The following is an 18931-nucleotide window of genomic DNA, read 5'->3' on the forward strand; positions in this document are numbered from 1 at the left end:
AGTACAAGCCGCAACCTATCGGTACAACCGATATCAGGCTCTAACGGCCGACCAACACGCGGCTGGATGCACGGGGCTCGTCTATGCTTACCACACCTCTAAACACACCACCCGAAACGAAGATCAGCCCGTGCCCAGTATTCCCGGTTACCAATTTAAAAACTTGCTTGGCGGTGGCGGCTCAGCGCAAGTGTGGTTGGCGCAGCAACAATCACTAGACAGGCCTGTGGCCATCAAAGTACTTGCTAACTCGCTTGTTAACGACGTAAATTGCCAACAGCTGTTCGCCCATGAATCGCGCCTGATTGCCCGGCTGAATCACCCCAATATTGTGCAGGTAATCGAGCAGGGCCAAACCGAGGCAGGCGAGCCGTTTTTTGTAATGCCCTATGTAAAAAGCATCACCCTAACAGCAATACTGGCGCGCGCCGATGTGGCGCTTACCCGCAGGCTGGACATTCTGATTCAACTCGCAGCAGCACTGGCCTACGCCCACCGCAACGGCGTAATTCACCGCGACATCAAGCCCGCCAACGTACTGGTAGATTACGAGGGCCATGTACGCCTAGTGGATTTCGGGATTGCCGGTTTTTTTGCGCTTGAAGATGATCTGGTAGCCGGCACCCAGGCCTATATGGCACCGGAGCAACACCAAGGCATTTCACACACCAGCATACAAAGTGATTTGTTCAGCTTCGGCATGCTCATGCACGAGTTACTCTACGGCCTAAGGCCGGATGCAGAGCTTGCCAGCCAAAAAATTGAAGCCCTGCACATGCACCAGCCACGCTTGCGTGGGCTCTACCCGCTCATCACACAATGCCTGGCGCCAAACCCGACCCTAAGGCCTGGCTCTGCGCTGGTAATACGCGAGCAGCTCTTATTGGCCGCTGCCGGCCAACACCTTGGGGGCAATCGCTGGGGGCTTGAAACAGAGCGCGACCAGTTACCGGCCAACTACACCCTCCTTGATGTGCTGAAAGAAAACCCCGTGAGCTCGACCTATTTGGTGAACGACCCAAACAAAGGGCGCCTGCTGGTCATTAAAAAACAACCCGCCAACCAACAAGATCGCGCGGCCCGCAGTGCCGCCAAGCTCACCCAAATCAAACACCCGCACATTGCGCGGCTGTTTGGCACCGGCAAAAACCAGCGAACGTTTATCAGCGTTACCGAATACCTGCCCGCCGGCAGCCTTGAAGATCGCCTGGCGCAGGCACTTGCGCCCGCCCAATGGCAAAGCCTTGCCCACCAGATTTTCAGTGCCCTGGCCTGCGCGCACAGCTACGGCTTAGTGCACGGCAACTTGCGCCCGGGCAACATCATGTTTGCCAGCGACGATCACCTGAAGCTCTGTGACTTCGGCTTCGCGCCCCACCGCGATGGCCCAAGCCCCTACCAACCCAATGAACCGGCATCGCCCAGCGCCGACTTATACAGCGCGGCTGCGGTACTGTTTGAAGCACTCACAGGTCACTTGCCAAAGGGTGGATTGCTAAGAATTAAAGATCGCTGGCGGGTACGCCACTATCCGCTACTGGGGCCGCTGCTACTTTCGCTGCTCCATAAAAAGCCCGCCAAACGGCCCGCCAGCGCAAGCCAGGTGGTTGACCAACTAAGCCTTGGCGCGGATCAACAAGCTACAGTGATCTCTGACTGAATGGCTAAGAACCGGGCGAGCGGGCACATGGCAAGTGTGGATCGGGGCTCGCCACATCGGCCAATGTCCCGCCGGCAAACCCCTGGCGGCTCGGCGGTCAGCGATGCGGCGCGTCAGCGCTATGGTCATCGTTGGCACCCACGCCAGGCGGGGACGGCCACACCAGTCCGCCAGCAATGGCTGCCAGCAGCATGAGCTGGCTGCTCGCCAATAACAGAAAAATACCGATGGGGTGACCCGGTACCCCTTGTGCCAACAAATACGCCAGATAGGCCGTGGCCACACCGTTGACCAACAGCGCACCGCGACGCGCGAATGAACGGCGGCACCACAAGCCCGGAATGCACAAGGCATTCAACAGGCCCATCGCGGCGAGCACCAGGCCCGGTAACAACAACCCCAGCAGGCGACCACCGTCGGCGCCTGCCATGGGCCACACGGCGCGCAGATGCCCCCAGGCACCGGCAAAAAAGAACAGCGCGAGTAACAGCCCGCCAACGGCGGCGAGCCGGTACAAATCATTGACGGCCGGCGTGGCGCCTTGTTTCACACCCTGCTCAACCTCGTCAGTAACCGACATCGCGCTCTCCGATGGTGACCAGACCGCACTCGTAAGCAAACACCACCGCCTGGGCGCGATCGCGCAGGCCGAGTTTTGACAGCAGGCTGGACACGTGGGTTTTTACCGTGGCGGCGCCAATCTGCAACACCTCGGCAATTTCGGCGTTGCTCTTACCCTCCGCCAGTGCAGTGAGCACCTCCTGTTCGCGGCCCGTGAGCCGTTCAAGGCGCTCAGCCAACGTGTTGTTGATGCCACTCGGCTGGCTGAACTGCTGAATCAACCGCTGGGTGATGCCCGGCGCCAACATGGCGCCGCCGTCGGCGACGGTGCGCACGGCCTGAACCAGGCTTTCGGGCGGGATATCTTTGAGCACAAATCCACTGGCACCGGCGCGCAGCGCCCGGTAGACGTATTCGTCCGGATCAAAGGTGGTGAGGATAATAACCCGGCAGCTGCCGCTGGCGTGGGCCAGGATCTTTTCCGTGGCTTCGAGCCCATCCATCGCCGGCATGCGGATATCCATGAGAATCACGTCCGGCTGATAACGGCGCGCCGCCTCCAGCGCCTCGAGCCCGTTGGCCGCTTCGGCTACCACCTCGATATCCGGCTCGTGTCCCAGTACCAGCGCGAATCCGCGCCGTACCAGCGCCTGGTCATCCACCACCATCACCCTAAGCATCCTGATCTCCGTGTAGCCGGGGCAGGCGGGCGCAGACTTCGAAACCACCCTGGCGCGCGGCGCCGGCAGAAAAATCGCCGCCCAACAATGAAACCCGCTCGCGCATACCCGCGAGGCCGTGACCGGGGTTGGCGGCCGGCAGCGGGCCCCGGCCGCTGTCGCGCACCGTCACGCCGACGGCCGTTGCGTCCCCGGTAATGTCTACCGCGACCTGCACACCCGGGCCGGCGTGCTTGATCACGTTGGTGAGCGCCTCCTGCACCAGCCGATAAACCGTCAGATCGAGCCGCGCCGGCAAAACCGCAAGATCGCCACGGGTGTGCAGCGTCACCGCAGGTCCCACCGCATTAACCTGGGCGATCAGCGCCGGCAAATCCCGCACGCCCGGCTGGGGTGCGAGCGCAAGCCGCTGCCGCTCGGGCCGCAATACATTTAACAGCTGGCGCATCTCCGCCAGGGCCCGGCGGCCGGCCTGCTCCACCGCCGCCATGGCCTCGGTGGCCGCCTCGGGATCTGTGCGCGCAACGGTTCTGGCAGCGCCGGCCTGCACGGTCATGAGGCTGAGTTGGTGCGCCACCACGTCGTGCATTTCGCGCGCAATGCGCGAGCGCTCTGCCGCCACCGCGCGCTCCGCCTCGGCGTGTTGTTCGCGCTCCAGGTGGCGCGCCCGCTCTTCCAACAAACGCAGGTACTCGGCGCGAAAGCGCAGGCGTCGCCCCAGATACCAAACGCCCACCACCATCACCACGGTCATGGTGCCGCCTGCGGTCAGCGGGTTGAGCAGCGCGCGATCGAGCAATACGAACATCACCGACGCCGCCACGCCCAACAGGCTGGCATTTTTCTGCGCTTCATAGCGACCGAGGCTGTAGAGCGAAAACGCCATGGCCACCAGGCCCTTTACCGGCGTGGCGAAATACACCAGCACCGACGCCGCCATCACCACCGCATGCACCTGCCACGGGTGACTGCGACGCCACAAGAGTGCGAGGCTCGACAGAAACGCCAATTGCGCCGCCGCCAACCCTGCAAAGCCATTGAGCGACAAGGTTTCACCGTCACCGACAGACCAGAGCGCTGCGGTCAAAAGCCCGGCCAACAGAGCAATGAGCACATCGGCGAGCTGCGGCCAGCGCACAAGCGGCCCGCGCAAGGGCTGCCACACAGCGCGCAAACCGGCTGCGGGCGGCGCACCGACCGGTACGGCATTAACGCCGGCACTGGCCGTGGAATGGGAGCGGGAAGAGTCCGTCATGCAGGCATGCTAAACCAGACACCGCACAGTGTCATGCCACCCGGGGTGGAGCATGCACCTTGCCATCTCCTCCTTTTGGCGGAGGCCCGTGTCCGGCCTCTGGCCGATGTGCGCAAACCACCGAGCGCGCACCATAGGCGGCACTGATGCCTACGCAAACCAGGAATAACCCAATGACTGATATCACCCTGCAAAGCCCCGCGCAGCCGCGCCTCCAGATCGACCGGTTGCTGCCCATGGCCGTTACCGGCTGGTTCTCTCTCGCCGCCCTCGGGCATTTTATTTTCTGTGCCTACATCCTGATGGTGTTCTTTCCGCCCGTTGCCGAGCATGGCATGGAAGGCCTGAAAGGCATGCACCTGCCCTCGGGCTTTAAAGAAGGCGATTTCCTCGGCAACCTGGCCGCCATCAGCCACGTGCTGCTCGCGTTTATCATTATTGGCGGCGGGCCCGTGCAACTGATGCCCGCCGTGCGCCGCAATTTCCCGCGCTTTCACCGGACGCTGGGCCGCGCCTACCTGCTGGCGGCGGTGCTGTCGGCCCTCGCCGGTTTATACATGACCTGGACCCGCAGCCCCATTGGCGACGCGTTATCGAAAATCGGCATCAGCGGCGATGCCATTCTCATTCTGGTGTGTGCTTACATGACGGTGAAACACGCCATGGCGAGACGCCTTGCAGAACACCGACGCTGGGCTATGCGCCTGTTTCTGGTGGCCAGTGCAGTGTGGTTCTTCCGCGTGGGGCTGATGGGCTGGATCATGCTCACCGGCGGTGCCGGCATCGATTTCGAAAGCTTTACCGGGCCCTTTCTCTACTTCCTGGGCTTTGCGCAATACCTGCTGCCACTGGCCATGCTCGAATGGTATTTCTACTGCCAGCGCGGCGTCCACGCCCGCGTGAAAACCGCGTTCGTTGCGACCTTGAGTGTGCTGACGGTGTATATGGCGGTGGGTATTGTGGTGGCCACCGCGGGTATGTGGTTGCCGCGCATGGTTTGAGCACCGCCCCCAGATTGAACTGGCTTTTGGGGGCGCTGGCCGCGCAAGCCCCGACACTATCGTGAACGGGATTGCGTGGGCTACCACAAACTGGCCAGCAACCCTGCCACGAGCCAGATAACGGCCAACTACACCCTGCGTGAATTACTGAAAGAAAACCCCGTGAGCTCGACCTATTTGGTGAACGACCCAAACAAAAGCGCCTGCTGCTCATTAAAAAACAACCCGCCAACCAACAAGATCGCGGCCCGCAGTGCCGCCAAGCTCACCCAAATCAAACACCCGCACAGCAAGCCAGGTGGTTGACCCACTAAGCCTTGGCGCGGATCAACAAGCTACAGTGATCTCTGGCTAACCTACCGGGGATTCAGGCCTAATTATAGAAGCTGGGCACTCTGCCACCGCACAGTTAAGAATGCAGGCAATAGGCAAGCACAAACAATTGGCATGAACAACTGGCATGAACAAAGAACCTATGTTGCGCAGGGCGTTGCGCAGAAATATAAAATAATAAAGAGCTGAAATCGTTGGCCTAAACCCACAAGGCGCGGGGCAAATTACCCGCACCTTTTGCCTATTGTGCTGCACGCCCAACAACCACGGGAAAAGGCCTTACAAACCTAATCTAACTCAGCTTCCTGGCCGGATTGCTCAGTTAACGCCGCGCTCAGCCGCAGCTTACTTTGGGCGCATTTTGCGCGAAAATGGGAGCGACAGCGACCGCGCAAAAGGTGCACAAAGTAAACTGTCGGCTGCAGTGCCTTGTTACGTGCTTGACTCAACTACAGAGCTCGCTACTTCCAAGGCCTCGGAAAAACCATCTGTACAAGAGCTAAAGGAATACAGAGTGAGTATGGGGCCACCTACCCAGAATCTTCGGATATACCAAATTCCAGTTTCACCATTAGCGCCCTCATAAGCACCAACTCTGCACACCCAATAGATACTATTGAATTTTCCAGACGAATGAAATTTCGTTGTATCGGGGTCATCAATAAAGCCATTTTTGAATGAAGCGATAAAATCTTCACCACTCTCATACGGCCAGCTATCTTTGGAGATTAACTCTCCTATTTTTACATTATCTTTGTAAATCACACTACCCTGCACGACCCAACTTTCAGGTAACGTGACCGAAATTTCATCGGCAGCGCTTGCTGAAACAAAAAATATCAAAACATATGCGAGTATCGATTTCATGGTAATGACACGTAACGCCGCGGTCACCGGCTTGTCCGGTGCAACGCCTTGTTAGGCCCTCGATTTGCTCTCTTATATTTTTCTTGATACATGCGTCGTTGCTTTGTAATTTCGTACAGCACTATTCCAGTTGTTGTACCTAGATTTAGACTTTCAATCATTCCAAACATAGGTATGGATACACAAAACGCACTTCTTTCAACAGCAAGGTCGCTAATGCCTCTCGACTCATTACCAAACCATACGGCTAGTTTTGGGTGAGTATAATCAGCTTCATGTAATACAAAATTTTCCTTACCTTTAATATGAGGAGAAGTTACGACAGACGTGTATCTATTTTTCTCTAAGTGCTCCAAGCATAGCTCTGTACTGTCGAATCTTTTAACAAAACTCCATTTGATTGCAGACACGGAGGTCTTAGATAGAGATTTTCTATCTCTCATATCCTCCCAATCATCGGGCAGCGCATTCCTTGGATCTACGATGTAGGTTTTTTCTACCCCAAGAGCGTTAACGTTCCGGATGACAGTGCCAATATTCTTTATATCCATAGGATATTCGAGAACTGCAATTAGATTCTTGCAGCGATAAGGTTTAATCTCATCGGCCCTTTTTCGAATATCCGTTCTCTGATCGTTCATAGCATAATATTTCTATATTGGCCTAACGCCCGGTTTAGGGGCGGCCGCAGCGCTAGCGTAGGCCGTCCCAGCCGCGTTTTTTGCGGCGACCCTAGAACCGCTTGTTATGCGCGACCTAGTTACGCACTGCCCTTTGTTAATATTGACTTACCTGTGGCCCACTACTTTTGAGCTAACATTGCCACCACCTAGCAGAGCAAGACAAGCCCTTAGTAAACCTGAGAATGTACCACTGAATTTTCTAAGGCGCTCTTTGACGCCAACCCTTTCTTGACTACGAGGTTACCAGCGATGGGCGCTACTCACCAATCTTTGTTCCATCTGTACTTCTTGGATCCTCCCCACTTCGATGCCTTGTTGATCATGACTACGAAGTAAGTTGTGTGCCATCATTCTCAGGATTTCGCTTTTCCGCATAACGCCCGGTTTAGGGGCGGCCGGAGCGTCAGCGTAGGCCGTCCCAGCCGCGTTTTTTGCGGCGACCCTAGAACCGCTTGTTATGCGCGACCTAGTTACGCACCGCCCTTTTTTTATTTAGCCCAACTTACAGGCCAATAATTCTTAAATTAACACTGCCATTGCCTGGCAGCGCAAGAAAAGCCCCTAACAAAGGTGGCCTTACAACAATATCTTTTAAAAAGAGTTCTCTTTGACGCCGAACTTATCTTGGCTACGAAGTTACCAGCGATGAACTCCCTTAACCAATTCTTTATCCGCACTTCTTGGAGCCACCCCACTTCGACGCCTTTTTGTTCATGACTACGAAGGAATTTGTGCGCCACCACTCTTAGGATTTCGCTTTTCCGCATAACGCCCCGAGCAGCCGGCCAGAACCGTAGCGAAGCGAAGGTTATGGATCGGCTGGCTTGGCTTGTTATATTTAGTTTTTACACCTGTAGGCCTTGCCGATACCAGTAGTATTTGTTGTTCCCATAGATCCATATGCGCTGCTGTTTTTTAGATCTTGAACATGTACAACATTTGCACCAAGCCTGTAGGCTTCATTACGAAGTTCATTCCTAGCTCCAACAACAAGGTTTTCATTTGATGTAACGTCCCCTGTAAACCAATTGCCTTGTGAGCCAACCACCTCACCAAGAAACTCACACTTTGATCTATCAGGAGCCTCATTTACCAGCTCGACCCTATCCGCACCCGGAATAGTTTTGCTAGCGGAACAACCGCATAGAATCAAAGCGAATATAGAAACTGCTGGTGTAAGTGTAACTAACTTCATTTTTTTCTCCGATTTTTGGTTTGAAATATAACGCCGGTGGCAAGGGCGAGCGAAAGCGAGTCCCGCGGCGATAGCCGCGAATTGGCCACCCTTGTTATGCATTAACAAGACTCCGCCCTATATATTTTTTGATCATTTAAATTCACACCAAATGAACAGCTATACTTATTTTCTGGTGTGACGCTGCACTCTAAATTACCCTGATACTTAGTGAGCGTACCATCATCCCAGCACTCATTATGTGTTGATTCTGTTGTGATTTTTTTATACAGCCTTTCTGCAGCTTCACCGTCTAAGAAAATGTTGAACCCATCTACGCTGGGATTATCATTTTTATCAATAGGATCACCCCAAATGTAATATTGGCCTTCCATTTTGCTCGGATACTCCCCCGCAGAGAAAGTGAGCATCGGAAACAATAGCAGGATTATAAATAGTCTCTTCATATTGCATAACGCTGAGTGCAGCGGCAGTTTGTGGAGTGGTGTTTTGTGCTAGTGTAGCGACCTGCACAAAAGAAGCCACGGAACAAACTGTCCGACTGGCACGATTTGTTATGAGTGTTAAACGACAACATTACAGGCCTCGCATTTACCCGTGCCGAATTTAACATTGGGGTCTAGTTTCGTAGCGCAGTTGGGGCAATGGATTAATTCACCATCATCCGTGTCGGAGAACCACCAATAATACGACGGGTAATAGACAGACAGTCTTTTTGCAACAGACATACCTTCGACATTCACCTGACTATTTTTATTTATGAGCTTTTCTTTTGCATACTCTTCATATTCTCCGGAATTTAACCATAAGTTGTATAGTGACTGGAATATTCCATACCAACTCGCAATGTCATCAACTAATTTTAAATCTAATTTTAAAATTTCCGGATCTATTTCATTTTTGCAGCTAAAACAGTGAATTGGGTTATCTGTCAATATATCCACAAGTACAATAGATGTGATTTCTTTGCAATCACATTTCTCTATCTCTGTCCAAGGTCTAAGTTTATCGTAGCTGCTCATATGAACTCATAACGCCCAGCGCAGGCGCAGCCAGCGCGGAGCGCATTTTGTGTTAATGTTTGAGCGCCAGCGAGTAACACAAAAGGTGCGTAGCGTTGGCTGTCGCTCTGCCGCTGTTTGTTATGTTTTACCGGTTCAGGGCTGCCAGTGGCACACTGATGTCCACTGCCCTGGAGTCACTTAAAAATTTTCTATTCGTAGTAATCACCCAGCCGTTTTGGTGTTTGTTTGATACACCATATTCTCTTGCAACTTCCACCGGAAACTCCAATGCCTTTTTAATTGCTCCATTCTCGGTGAATAAGACAACAACCAAAAAGTCAAAATCCCAAGAGCGAATAACGTTGAGTTGTGTAGTAAGTGTTTTCTTAATCTTTCTAGACTTTACTTGGTAAAGAACACCATTCTCGCTCTGTATATCTGCGCTACTACCAGAAATTTCTAGGAGCCGCCCACCATAGTGTTTATGAGCAAGGAATTCAGCGTACTCACCTACGATGTTACTTGTACGACCGAGAGCATCCGCTAGCTTGTTGGAGTATTCATTAAATTTTTTCCACAAATGGATAACATCATCCACTACGCCATCTCCGAAACATAACGCCCGGTTTAGGGGCGGCCGCAGCGCCAGCGTAGGCCGTCCCAGCCGCGTATTTTGCGGCGACCCTAGAACCGCTTGTTATGCGCGACCTAGTTACGCACCGCCCTTTGTTAATATTGACTTACCTTTGACCCACTACTTATGAGCTAACATTACCACTACCTAGCAGAGCAAGAAAATACACCTAGAAAATGTGAGCATACAACGCTATTTTCTTAGGCTGATCTTTGGTGCCTACATTTTCTTGACTACGAAGTTACCTACAACGGGCCAGCCTAATCAATTCTATTTTCAGCCTTACTTCTTCGAGCCACTTCACTTTGACTCCGCGCTGATCATGACTACGAAGTAATTTGTGCACCATCATATTCAGGATTTCGCTTTTCCGCATAACGCCCGGTTTAGGGGCGGCTGCAGCGCCAGCGTAGGCCGTCCCAGCCGCGTTTTTTGCGGCGATCCTAGAACCGCTTGTTATGCGCGACCTAGTTACGCACCGCCCTTTGTTAATATTAATTTACATTTGGCCCACTATTTTTGTACCAACATTGCCACTACCTAGCAGAGCAAGAAAATACACTTAGAAAATGTGAGCATACAACAATATTTTCTTAGGCTGATCTTTGGTACCAAGACATTCTTGACTACGAAGTTACCAACAATGGGCTAGCCCAATCAATTCTATTTGCATCCTTACTACTTTGAGCCACTTCACTTTGACACCGCGCTGATCATGACTACGAAGTGATTTGTGCGCCATCATTCTCAGGATTTTGCTTTTCCGCATAACGCCCGGTTTAGGGGCGGCCGGAGCGTCAGCGTAGGCCGTCCCAGCCGCGTTTTTTGCGGCGACCCTAGAACCGCTTGTTATGCTCGACCTAGCTACGCACCGCCCTTTGTTAATATTAATTTACTTTTGGCCCACTATTTTTATACCAACATTGCCACTACCTAGCAGAGCAAGAAAATACACTTAGAAAATGTGAGCATACAACACTATTTTCTTAGGCTGATCTTTGGTACCAAGATTTTCTTGACTACGAAGTTACCAACAATGGGCTAGCATAATCAATTCTATTTGCATTCTTACTACTTTGAGCCACTTCACTTTGACACCGCGCTGATCATGACTACGAAGTAATTTGTTCGCCATCATTCTCAGTGTTTCGCTTTTCCGCATAACGCCCGCAACAGCCGGGAGCGTAGCGAGTCGGATGCTTGCGTTTGTTATGCATTTACTAAAATTCACACTGCCTTAAATCATAATTGTATCTACCGCCTTGATCCAAACATCGATCAATAGGCAACTCAAAAACTGCGATATAAATCAAAAACAATCCATTAATAATTGCAATTAAACCGCAAGCAAATGCGGGCCACCCACGAATGTAACTTGTAGGTTTACTAAAGGGATACATTGACCGTGCTATTTTACGCTTGTAGCACCACCAAATGCCCACACCAATCATAATAAGAGCAAGAAAAATCACTAAAACTACTTCTTAGGTTTTTAAGTATTGATGCATAACGCCCGCAACAGCCGGGAGCGTAGCGAGTCGGATGGTTGCGATTGTTATAGGGCATTTAGCTTTTTGGCTGCACAAATATGGCAACACCTTTTAGCCTTGTGTAGGTATCCCCCCTGCTTACACCCACAGCATTGCCTGTGGCGTACGCGCTACTTCCATTTACGGTAGCGGTTGCTGAGCCATAGCTAGTAACGACCACGGGCCTATCTCGCTCTTTGATTTCGGTGAGGATAACACCATTTGCGCCCACTTTTGCAGCTTCCTCCTTTAGGCGCTCCAATGCTGCGTTCATAAGGTCACTGTCACTTTTGAAGTCGTGGCCTGCACTCGAGTTTACAAGCGCTATCTCTTCAAAATTTTCTGGCGCGGAACGATAAATTTTTACAGACTCTTTAGATAGAGCGTTTCTAGACTCACCTAAGACAATTGCATTTCCATCCATGATGATGCAGCCACTGACCAAAACGGTCATCAATACCAATACTATTGCGCTCGATATTTTCATTTATTCTCCGATCTTAGAATCCCTATAACGCCCGCATTTGGGGCGGCGAAGCGACAGCGTAGCCGTCCCGCCGCGCTTTTCAGCGGCGAACAAGATGCGCTTGTTAGTGTTTTTAGAACCCGCCTCTGGTGCGAGACTTATACACTCTAGGTGCCGTGTAATTGGGGCCTTTATACGGCGCTTTACACTGCTGGCAATGCCAGTGATCTCTTTCGCCACCTTGCAATCTGACCAATGTATCATCGGCGTCCTTACATCTTTGACAGAACGGACCATCTCGACGCTCGTCATTGACAAGCCAATATGACGGTTTCTCATAGACAAGCTCACCCGAAATTTTGGTTTTATTTTCTAGCTCGTGAATGCGTGCCTTGAGTTCATTATTCTCAACCTGCAACTCAAGTGCGGCTTCTCTTAGCGCCATTATTTGCTCTTGAGCCTCAAGCGTCGAACCCTTTTTTAGCAGCTCAACTATATCTTTGTATCTCGGAAGCATATTGATCCCTAAATTACACTAACGCCCGGTTTAGGGGCGGCCGGAGCGTCAGCGTAGGCCGTCCCAGCCGCGTTTTTTGCGGCGACCCTAGAACCGCTTGTTATGCGCGACCTAGTTACACACCGCCCTTCGCTTATTTTGCCCAATTTACAGGCACATTATTCTTGAACCAACACCGCCAATACCTGGCAGCGCAAGAAAAGCCCCTAATAATGTTGACCTTACAACAATATTTTTAAAGAGTTCTCTTTGACTCCAAACTTATCTTGAATACGAAGTTAACAACAATGGGCTAGCCCAATCAATTAAATTTGCAACCTTACTTCTTTGATCTGCTTCACTTTAATGCCGCGCTGATCATGACTACGAAGTAATTTGCGCGCCATCATTCTCGGGATTTCGCTTTTCCGCATAACGCCCGGTTTAGGGGCGGCCGGAGCGTCAGCGTAGGCCGTCCCAGCCGCGTTTTTTTTGCGGCGACCCTAGAACCGCTTGTTATGCGCGACCTAGTTACGCACCGCCCTTTGTTTATTTAGCCCAACTTACAGGCCAATTATTCTTAAATTAACACTGCCATTGCCTGGCAGCGCTAGAAAAACCCCTTAATAAGACGGAGTTTACAACAATGTTTGTTTCAAGGAGTTCTCTTTGACGCCAAACTTTTCTTGACTACGAAGTTACCAGCGATGGACGCCACTAATCAATCTTGATTTTATCCGTACTACTTGGAGGCACCCTACTTTGATGTCCTGCCGATCATCGCTACGAAGTGCTTGTTGCGCAACCAAACTCAGGATTTCGCTTTTCCGCATAACGCCCGGTTTAGGGGCGGCCGCAGCGCCAGCGTAGGCCGTCCCAGCCGCGTAGTTTGCGGCGACCCTAGAACCGCTTGTTATGCGCGACCTAGTTACGCACCGCCCTTTGTTAATATTGACTTACCTTTGACCCACTACTTATGAGCTAACATTACCACTACCTAGCAGAGCAAGAAAATACACCTAGAAAATGTGAGCATACAACACTATTTTCTTAGGCTGATCTTTGGTGCCTACATTTTCTTGACTACGAAGTTACCTACAACGGGCCAGCCTAATCAATTCTATTTTCAGCCTTACTTCTTCGAGCCACTTCACTTTGACTCCGCACTTATCATGACTACGAAGTAATTTGTGCACCATCATATTCAGGATTTCGCTTTTCCGCATAACAGCTTATTCAATGGCGAGTCTAAATCTAGGCCGGCCTTCCATATCTGGACATGCCTATGTCTAGATATAGGCACCCCCACGTGTTTGAGCAAATAATGCCACAAGTTTTCAGATATGTGTCTAAATCTAGCAAGTCATATGTCTATATTTGGCCAACTGATGTCTAGATCTGTCTTGGCGCTCACGGCAATATCTGTGGTGGCCATATTTAGACATATAGCTGACGCAAGCCAGCCACATATAGACACATACCCACTTTGGCGAGCTCAGCATCGGTATGGCTTTAGCTAAACTGACCGATACTCACCCAATGGCAACAGGCAGCGCATGCCACCACTGGGGCTCTAAGAACCACTCGCTTATACAGGCGCAACAGCCGGGAATCAGTTTTATCCACCCACAAAAAAGGGCGCCGAAGCGCCCTTTTTGATCATCATACCCAAACCATCACAACAACAGTTTGCGAATATCACCAATAAACGAGGTGAGGAAGGTAAAGAACCGCCCTGCGTCGGCGCCGTTAATGGCGCGGTGATCGTAGGAGAGGCTCAGTGGCAGCATGTTGCGCGGTTCGAAGTCTTTGCCGTTCCACACGGGTTTTATCTGCGCGCGGGAAACGCCAAGAATTGCTACTTCGGGCGTGTTCACAATGGGGGTAAACCCATTGCCGCCCATGGCGCCCAGTGACGAAATGGTAAAGCAGCCGCCCTGCATGTCTGCGGGCATCAGCTTGCCATCGCGCGCCTTCTTGGCAAGTGCTGTGGCTTCTTCGGCCAGGTCATACAGGCCTTTTTTGTCTACATCGCGAATTACGGGCACCATCAGGCCATTGGGGGTATCTACCGCCATGCCAATGTGTACGTAATCTTTCTGTACGATGTGCTCGCCATCGTGATGCATAGAGACATTAAAGCTTGGCTCTGCACGCAATGCCGCCGCTACGGCTTTCAGCAAGAAAGGCACGGGCGTGAGTTTTACGCCGCGCTTTTCGGCTTCAAGCTTCATGGATTTGCGGAAGTCTTCAAGCTCGGTGATGTCCGCATCGTCCCACTGGGTGACGTGGGGCACGTTCAGCCAGCTGCGCTGCATGTTGGTGGCAGTGATCTTTTTGATCTTACTCATCTTGACCATTGCAACCGGGCCAAACTTGGCAAAATCAACCGCAGGTACTTGCGGAATACCACTGCCGGAACCTGCAGACATCTTGCCTGTTTGCACGTCGTTGATAATGGTTTTGACGTAGGTGCGAATATCGTCTTTGGTGAGGCGGTTGCGTGGGCCACTGCCTTTGATTTTAGACATATCCACACCCAGCTGGCGTGCCAGTTTACGCACGGCGGGGCCCGCGTAAACGCTGTCGCCAAAGCCTTCTACAGCGGCTACTTCTGCATCGGCTTTTTGCGCAGTGGCAGATTGCTGGGCAGGTGCAGATGCCGCTGCTGTTTGTGCAGCAGCCGGCGCAGCAGACGCGCCTGATGCCGCCGCGGGCGCGGCAGCGCCTTCGGCTTCGATAACGCCAATCACATCGCCGGCAGAAACTTTATCACCCTCTTTAACAGAGAGGCTTTTGATCTTGCCAGCAAACGCGCTGGGAATTTCCATGGATGCTTTATCGGTTTCCAGCACGATGAGCGAATCGCCTTCGCCTATGGTATCGCCGGCGCTCACGCACACTTCAATAACATCCACACCTTCTGCGCCACCGATATCCGGCACCACCAGATTTTGCTCCCCTGCAGGCTGGGCTGCTTGCGGTGCTTGTGCGGCTGGTTCAGCTGCAGGCGTGGGCTCTGCCTGCGAAGGTTCCGGTTTGGCTACGGCGTCTGCACCGGGCGCGTTAACCGCCATCACACAGATGGCCGTACCCTGAGATACTTTGTCACCCTCTTTAACAGATAGGCTCACAATTTTGCCGGCCTGCGGCGCAGGCACTTCCATTGAGGCCTTATCTGTTTCAAGCACAATCAGTGAATCGCCTTCGTTCACGTCATCGCCAACTGCCACACACACTTCAATAACATCTACATCTTCAGCGCCGCCAATGTCTGGCACTTCAACGCTTTGCTCTGCACTTGCAGGGGTTTTGGCCGGGCTTGCCGCCTGTGCCTGGGGTTCCTGCTTCTTGGGCGCCTCGGGCGCGGGCGCAGTTTCTGCTTTTGCGGGTGCGTCTTCAGCGCTGGTTTCAACCTCTACCAGCACAGTGCCTTCAGAGACTTTGTCGCCTTCGCTCACGGAAATTTTGGTGATCTTGCCTGCCAATGTGGCGGGCACTTCCATTGAGGCTTTGTCGGTTTCCAATACCACGAGCGACTGCTCAAGCTCGATGGTATCGCCAACGGCAACACACACCTCAATCACTTCTACATCTTCGGAGCCGCCAATGTCGGGCACCGCGATCGTTTCAATAGCCAAGGTCTACTCCTTGAATAATCCTGTCAGTCAACCCGCCAATGCGCGCTTACACGCTCATTGGGTCGGGTTTCTCGGAATCAATACCAAATTGCTTCAGCGCTTTGCTTACCACATCCGCTTTAATGGCACCCTGGTCTGCCAGCGCCTTGAGCGCGGCCACAACCACAAAGTGGCGATCCACTTCAAAGAAGCGGCGCAACTTGCTACGGGTATCAGAGCGGCCAAAGCCTTCGGTGCCCAGCACTACGTAATCACCCGGTACAAACGCGCGCAGTTGCTCGGCGTAGGTTTTCAGGTAATCGGTGGCTGCAATCACCGGGCCTTCCTGTTTTTCAAGGCACTCGGTCACATAGGCTTTGCGGGGCTTTTTGGCTTCGGGGTTCAGCATGTTCCAACGCGAAACACGCTGGCCATCACGGGTTAGCTCGTTGATGGAAGTGAGGCTCCAGATGTCGGATTCCACGCCGAAATCGTCGCGCAGAATCTCTGCGGCCGCTTCCACTTCGCGCAAAATTGTACCGGCACCCATCAGCTGAACGCGCTGGCCGCCCTTCTTGGTTTTCTTGCCTTCTTTGAGCTTGTACATCCCCTTGATGATGCCTTCTTCGGCACCTACGGGCATATCGGGATGCACGTAGTTTTCATTCATGGTGGTGATGTAATAGAAGCAATTTTCCTTATCGTGATACATGCGCTTCATGCCATCGTGCATGATCACCGCCAGCTCGTAGCTGTAGGTTGGATCGTAGGTTTTGCAGTTTGGAATGGTGTTGGCCAATACGTGGCTGTGGCCATCCTGGTGTTGCAAACCTTCACCGTTAAGCGTGGTACGGCCAGCGGTGGCGCCAATCAGGAAGCCGCGGGCCTGGCTATCGCCGGCAGCCCAGGCCAAATCGCCAATGCGCTGGAAGCCAAACATGGAGTAGTAGATGTAGCAAGGAATCAGCGGGCAGTGGCTGTTGCTGTAGGCAGTGGCCGCAGCCAGCCATGCAGCCATGGCACCGGCCTCGTTAATACCCTCTTCCAGAATCTGGCCTTTTTTATCTTCTTTGTAGTACATGATCTGGTCGTGATCATGGGGCACATACTGCTGCCCTTCAGAAGAGTAAATGCCCAGCTGGCGGAACATGCCTTCCATACCGAAGGTGCGCGCTTCATCGGGCACAATGGGTACTACGCGCTCGCCGATGTTTTTATCTTTCACCAGGGTAGAGATAAAACGCACCCACGCCATGGTGGTAGAAATTTCACGCTCGCCGGTGCCCTTAAGCTGCGCCTTGAAGGTTTCCAGCGGTGGAATTTCCAGTGCGTCGAAATCTGATTGGCGTGCAGGCAAATAGCCACCCAGTGATTTACGCCGGCTATGCATGTACTGCATTTCCGGGCTATCGGGTGCCGGGCGGTAGTAAGGCACGGTTTTCAGTTCGTCATCGGAGATGGGAATACCAAAACGATCGCGGAAACCCTTGAGCGATTCGATATCCAGCTTCTTCACCGAGTGGGTAATGTTCGCAGCCTCACCAGCCGCGCCCAAGCCGTAACCTTTAACTGTTTGCGCCAAAATAACCGTGGGCTGACCCTTGTGCGCCACAGCTTCTGCATAGGCTGCGTACACTTTGTAGGGGTCGTGGCCGCCGCGGTTGAGCTTCATGATGTCGTCGTCAGACAAATCTTTCACAAGCTCTAACAGCTCCGGGTATTTACCGAAGAAATGCTTACGGGTGTAGGCACCGCCGTTGGCTTTGTAGTTTTGCAGCTCGCCGTCGCACACTTCATCCATGCGCTTTTGCAAGAGGCCGGTGGTGTCTTTTTCAAGCAGGGCATCCCAATGGCGGCCCCACACGACTTTAATAACGTTCCAACCTGCACCGCGGAAAATACCTTCCAGCTCTTGCATGATTTTGCCGTTGCCGCGCACCGGGCCATCCAGGCGCTGCAGGTTACAGTTAATCACGAAGATGAGGTTTTCCAGGCCTTCGCGGCCGGCCAAACCAATAGCACCTAAAGATTCCGGCTCGTCACACTCGCCGTCGCCCAAGAACGCCCACACCTTGCGATCGCCACGCGCCGCCAAACCGCGCGCCGACATGTAGCGCATCACGTGCGCCTGGTAAATTGCCTGCAGTGGGCCCAGGCCCATAGACACGGTGGGGAACTGCCAGTAATCGGGCATCAGCCAGGGGTGCGGGTAGGAAGAAAGGCCAGCGCCGTCTACTTCGCGGCGGAAGTTATCAAGCTGGTCTTCGCTTAAGCGGCCCTCAAGGAACGAGCGCGCGTACATACCCGGTGCGCTGTGGCCCTGGTAGTAAATCAAATCGCCCAGTTCTTCGCCGTCGTTGCCGCGGAAGAAATAGTTAAAGCCCACGTCGTACAAGGTGGCCGCAGAGCTGAAGCTTGAAATGTGCCCGCCCAGGCCTTCGTCGTTATCGTTGGCGCGCATCACCATGGCGAGCGCATTCCAGCGAATCAACGAGCGAATGCGGCGTTCCATAAACAGGTCGCCCGGCATGCGCTTTTCTTTCTTGGGGGGAATGGTATTGCGGTAGGGAGTGGTAATTGCCTGGGGCAGCTCAACGCCGGCCATGGTGGCCCGATCGAACATCTGCTTCAGCAAAAAGGCCGCCCGGCCATCGCCGCCGTAACGGATTACCGCGTGTAGAGCATCGAGCCACTCGCGCGTTTCGAGGGCATCAATATCCTCTGTCATTCAACTCTCCTTTCACCCGGTCTTGCCGGTTGTAGTCAACGTGTGAAATAAACAATCGAAAGAGTATAGAAGTGACGCAATGATCGCTCAAAAATAAACAATTGAGCAGTGATCACGTCTTCTACGGTCATTCTTGTAGTTTTTTTACAGAATCAAATGCGGTAGCTATGCCATTCATTTGATAATTGGCCGCCATAATACTGACAAATACGGCATTTG

At 52.8% G+C, this 18931-nt stretch carries 15 protein-coding genes; 3 read left to right on the forward strand and 12 right to left on the reverse strand.

Annotated elements, in window-relative coordinates; genetic code table 11:
• Positions 1 to 130: 130 nt before the first annotated feature.
• The gene (locus tag L1F30_RS11560) at positions 131 to 1660 is read left to right on the forward strand and encodes a protein kinase (protein WP_253356237.1); all 1530 of its coding nucleotides are present in this window, start codon (positions 131 to 133) and stop codon (positions 1658 to 1660) included.
• Between the two features lie 97 nt (positions 1661 to 1757).
• Here L1F30_RS11560 and L1F30_RS11565 read toward each other — a convergent pair whose 3' ends face one another.
• Genes L1F30_RS11565 through L1F30_RS11575 form a run of 3 tightly spaced genes read right to left on the reverse strand, consistent with a single transcriptional unit; the run spans position 1758 to position 4156 of the window.
• On the reverse strand, positions 1758 to 2240 hold the full coding sequence (locus L1F30_RS11565) for a hypothetical protein (protein ID WP_253356238.1): 483 nt from the start codon (positions 2238 to 2240) through the stop codon (positions 1758 to 1760).
• Positions 2227 to 2901, reverse strand: a complete 675-nt coding sequence (locus L1F30_RS11570; RefSeq protein ID WP_253356239.1) for a response regulator transcription factor — start codon at positions 2899 to 2901, stop codon at positions 2227 to 2229. The genes L1F30_RS11565 and L1F30_RS11570 overlap by 14 nt, the downstream gene beginning before the upstream one ends.
• Complete coding sequence (locus tag L1F30_RS11575; RefSeq protein ID WP_253356240.1) at positions 2894 to 4156, reverse strand: sensor histidine kinase; 1263 nt, start codon at positions 4154 to 4156, stop codon at positions 2894 to 2896. The genes L1F30_RS11570 and L1F30_RS11575 overlap by 8 nt, the downstream gene beginning before the upstream one ends.
• 173 nt (positions 4157 to 4329) lie before the next feature.
• Between L1F30_RS11575 and L1F30_RS11580 the strand changes: the two genes are divergently transcribed.
• Positions 4330 to 5157 carry a DUF2306 domain-containing protein gene (locus tag L1F30_RS11580; protein ID WP_253356241.1) on the forward strand — a complete coding sequence of 276 codons (828 nt, stop codon included), beginning with the start codon at positions 4330 to 4332 and terminating at the stop codon, positions 5155 to 5157.
• A 75-nt stretch (positions 5158 to 5232) separates the two neighbouring features.
• On the forward strand, positions 5233 to 5463 hold the full coding sequence (locus L1F30_RS11585) for a hypothetical protein (protein ID WP_253356242.1): 231 nt from the start codon (positions 5233 to 5235) through the stop codon (positions 5461 to 5463).
• A gap of 459 nt (positions 5464 to 5922) precedes the next feature.
• Here L1F30_RS11585 and L1F30_RS11590 read toward each other — a convergent pair whose 3' ends face one another.
• From L1F30_RS11590 to aceE, 9 genes are all read right to left on the reverse strand, one after another.
• A complete protein-coding gene (locus tag L1F30_RS11590) occupies positions 5923 to 6357 on the reverse strand; it encodes a hypothetical protein (RefSeq protein ID WP_253356243.1) in 435 nt (144 codons plus the stop codon).
• Between the two features lie 23 nt (positions 6358 to 6380).
• A complete protein-coding gene (locus tag L1F30_RS11595) occupies positions 6381 to 6998 on the reverse strand; it encodes an RNA methyltransferase (protein ID WP_253356244.1) in 618 nt (205 codons plus the stop codon).
• Positions 6999 to 7878: 880 nt separating this feature from the next.
• Positions 7879 to 8235 carry a DUF4156 domain-containing protein gene (locus L1F30_RS11600; protein WP_253355659.1) on the reverse strand — a complete coding sequence of 119 codons (357 nt, stop codon included), beginning with the start codon at positions 8233 to 8235 and terminating at the stop codon, positions 7879 to 7881.
• A 101-nt stretch (positions 8236 to 8336) separates the two neighbouring features.
• Entirely contained in the window at positions 8337 to 8609 is a 273-nt protein-coding gene (locus tag L1F30_RS11605; protein WP_253356245.1) for a hypothetical protein, read from the reverse strand.
• A gap of 189 nt (positions 8610 to 8798) precedes the next feature.
• Positions 8799 to 9257 (reverse strand): DUF2310 family Zn-ribbon-containing protein, encoded by a 459-nt coding sequence (locus L1F30_RS11610; RefSeq protein WP_253356246.1) that lies wholly within the window; start codon positions 9255 to 9257, stop codon positions 8799 to 8801.
• A gap of 127 nt (positions 9258 to 9384) precedes the next feature.
• Positions 9385 to 9837, reverse strand: coding sequence for a hypothetical protein (locus tag L1F30_RS11615; protein WP_253356247.1), 453 nt, complete (start codon positions 9835 to 9837; stop codon positions 9385 to 9387).
• Positions 9838 to 11439: 1602 nt separating this feature from the next.
• The gene (locus tag L1F30_RS11620) at positions 11440 to 11889 is read right to left on the reverse strand and encodes a DUF4156 domain-containing protein (protein ID WP_253356248.1); all 450 of its coding nucleotides are present in this window, start codon (positions 11887 to 11889) and stop codon (positions 11440 to 11442) included.
• A gap of 2151 nt (positions 11890 to 14040) precedes the next feature.
• Positions 14041 to 16005 (reverse strand): dihydrolipoyllysine-residue acetyltransferase, encoded by a 1965-nt coding sequence (aceF, locus tag L1F30_RS11625; RefSeq protein ID WP_253356249.1) that lies wholly within the window; start codon positions 16003 to 16005, stop codon positions 14041 to 14043.
• A gap of 46 nt (positions 16006 to 16051) precedes the next feature.
• Entirely contained in the window at positions 16052 to 18712 is a 2661-nt protein-coding gene (gene aceE, locus L1F30_RS11630) for a pyruvate dehydrogenase (acetyl-transferring), homodimeric type (protein ID WP_253356250.1), read from the reverse strand.
• Between the last annotated feature and the right edge of the window lie 219 nt (positions 18713 to 18931).

Source organism: Simiduia sp. 21SJ11W-1 (genome assembly GCF_024138675.1).
In the GTDB taxonomy this organism is placed as follows: domain Bacteria; phylum Pseudomonadota; class Gammaproteobacteria; order Pseudomonadales; family Cellvibrionaceae; genus Simiduia.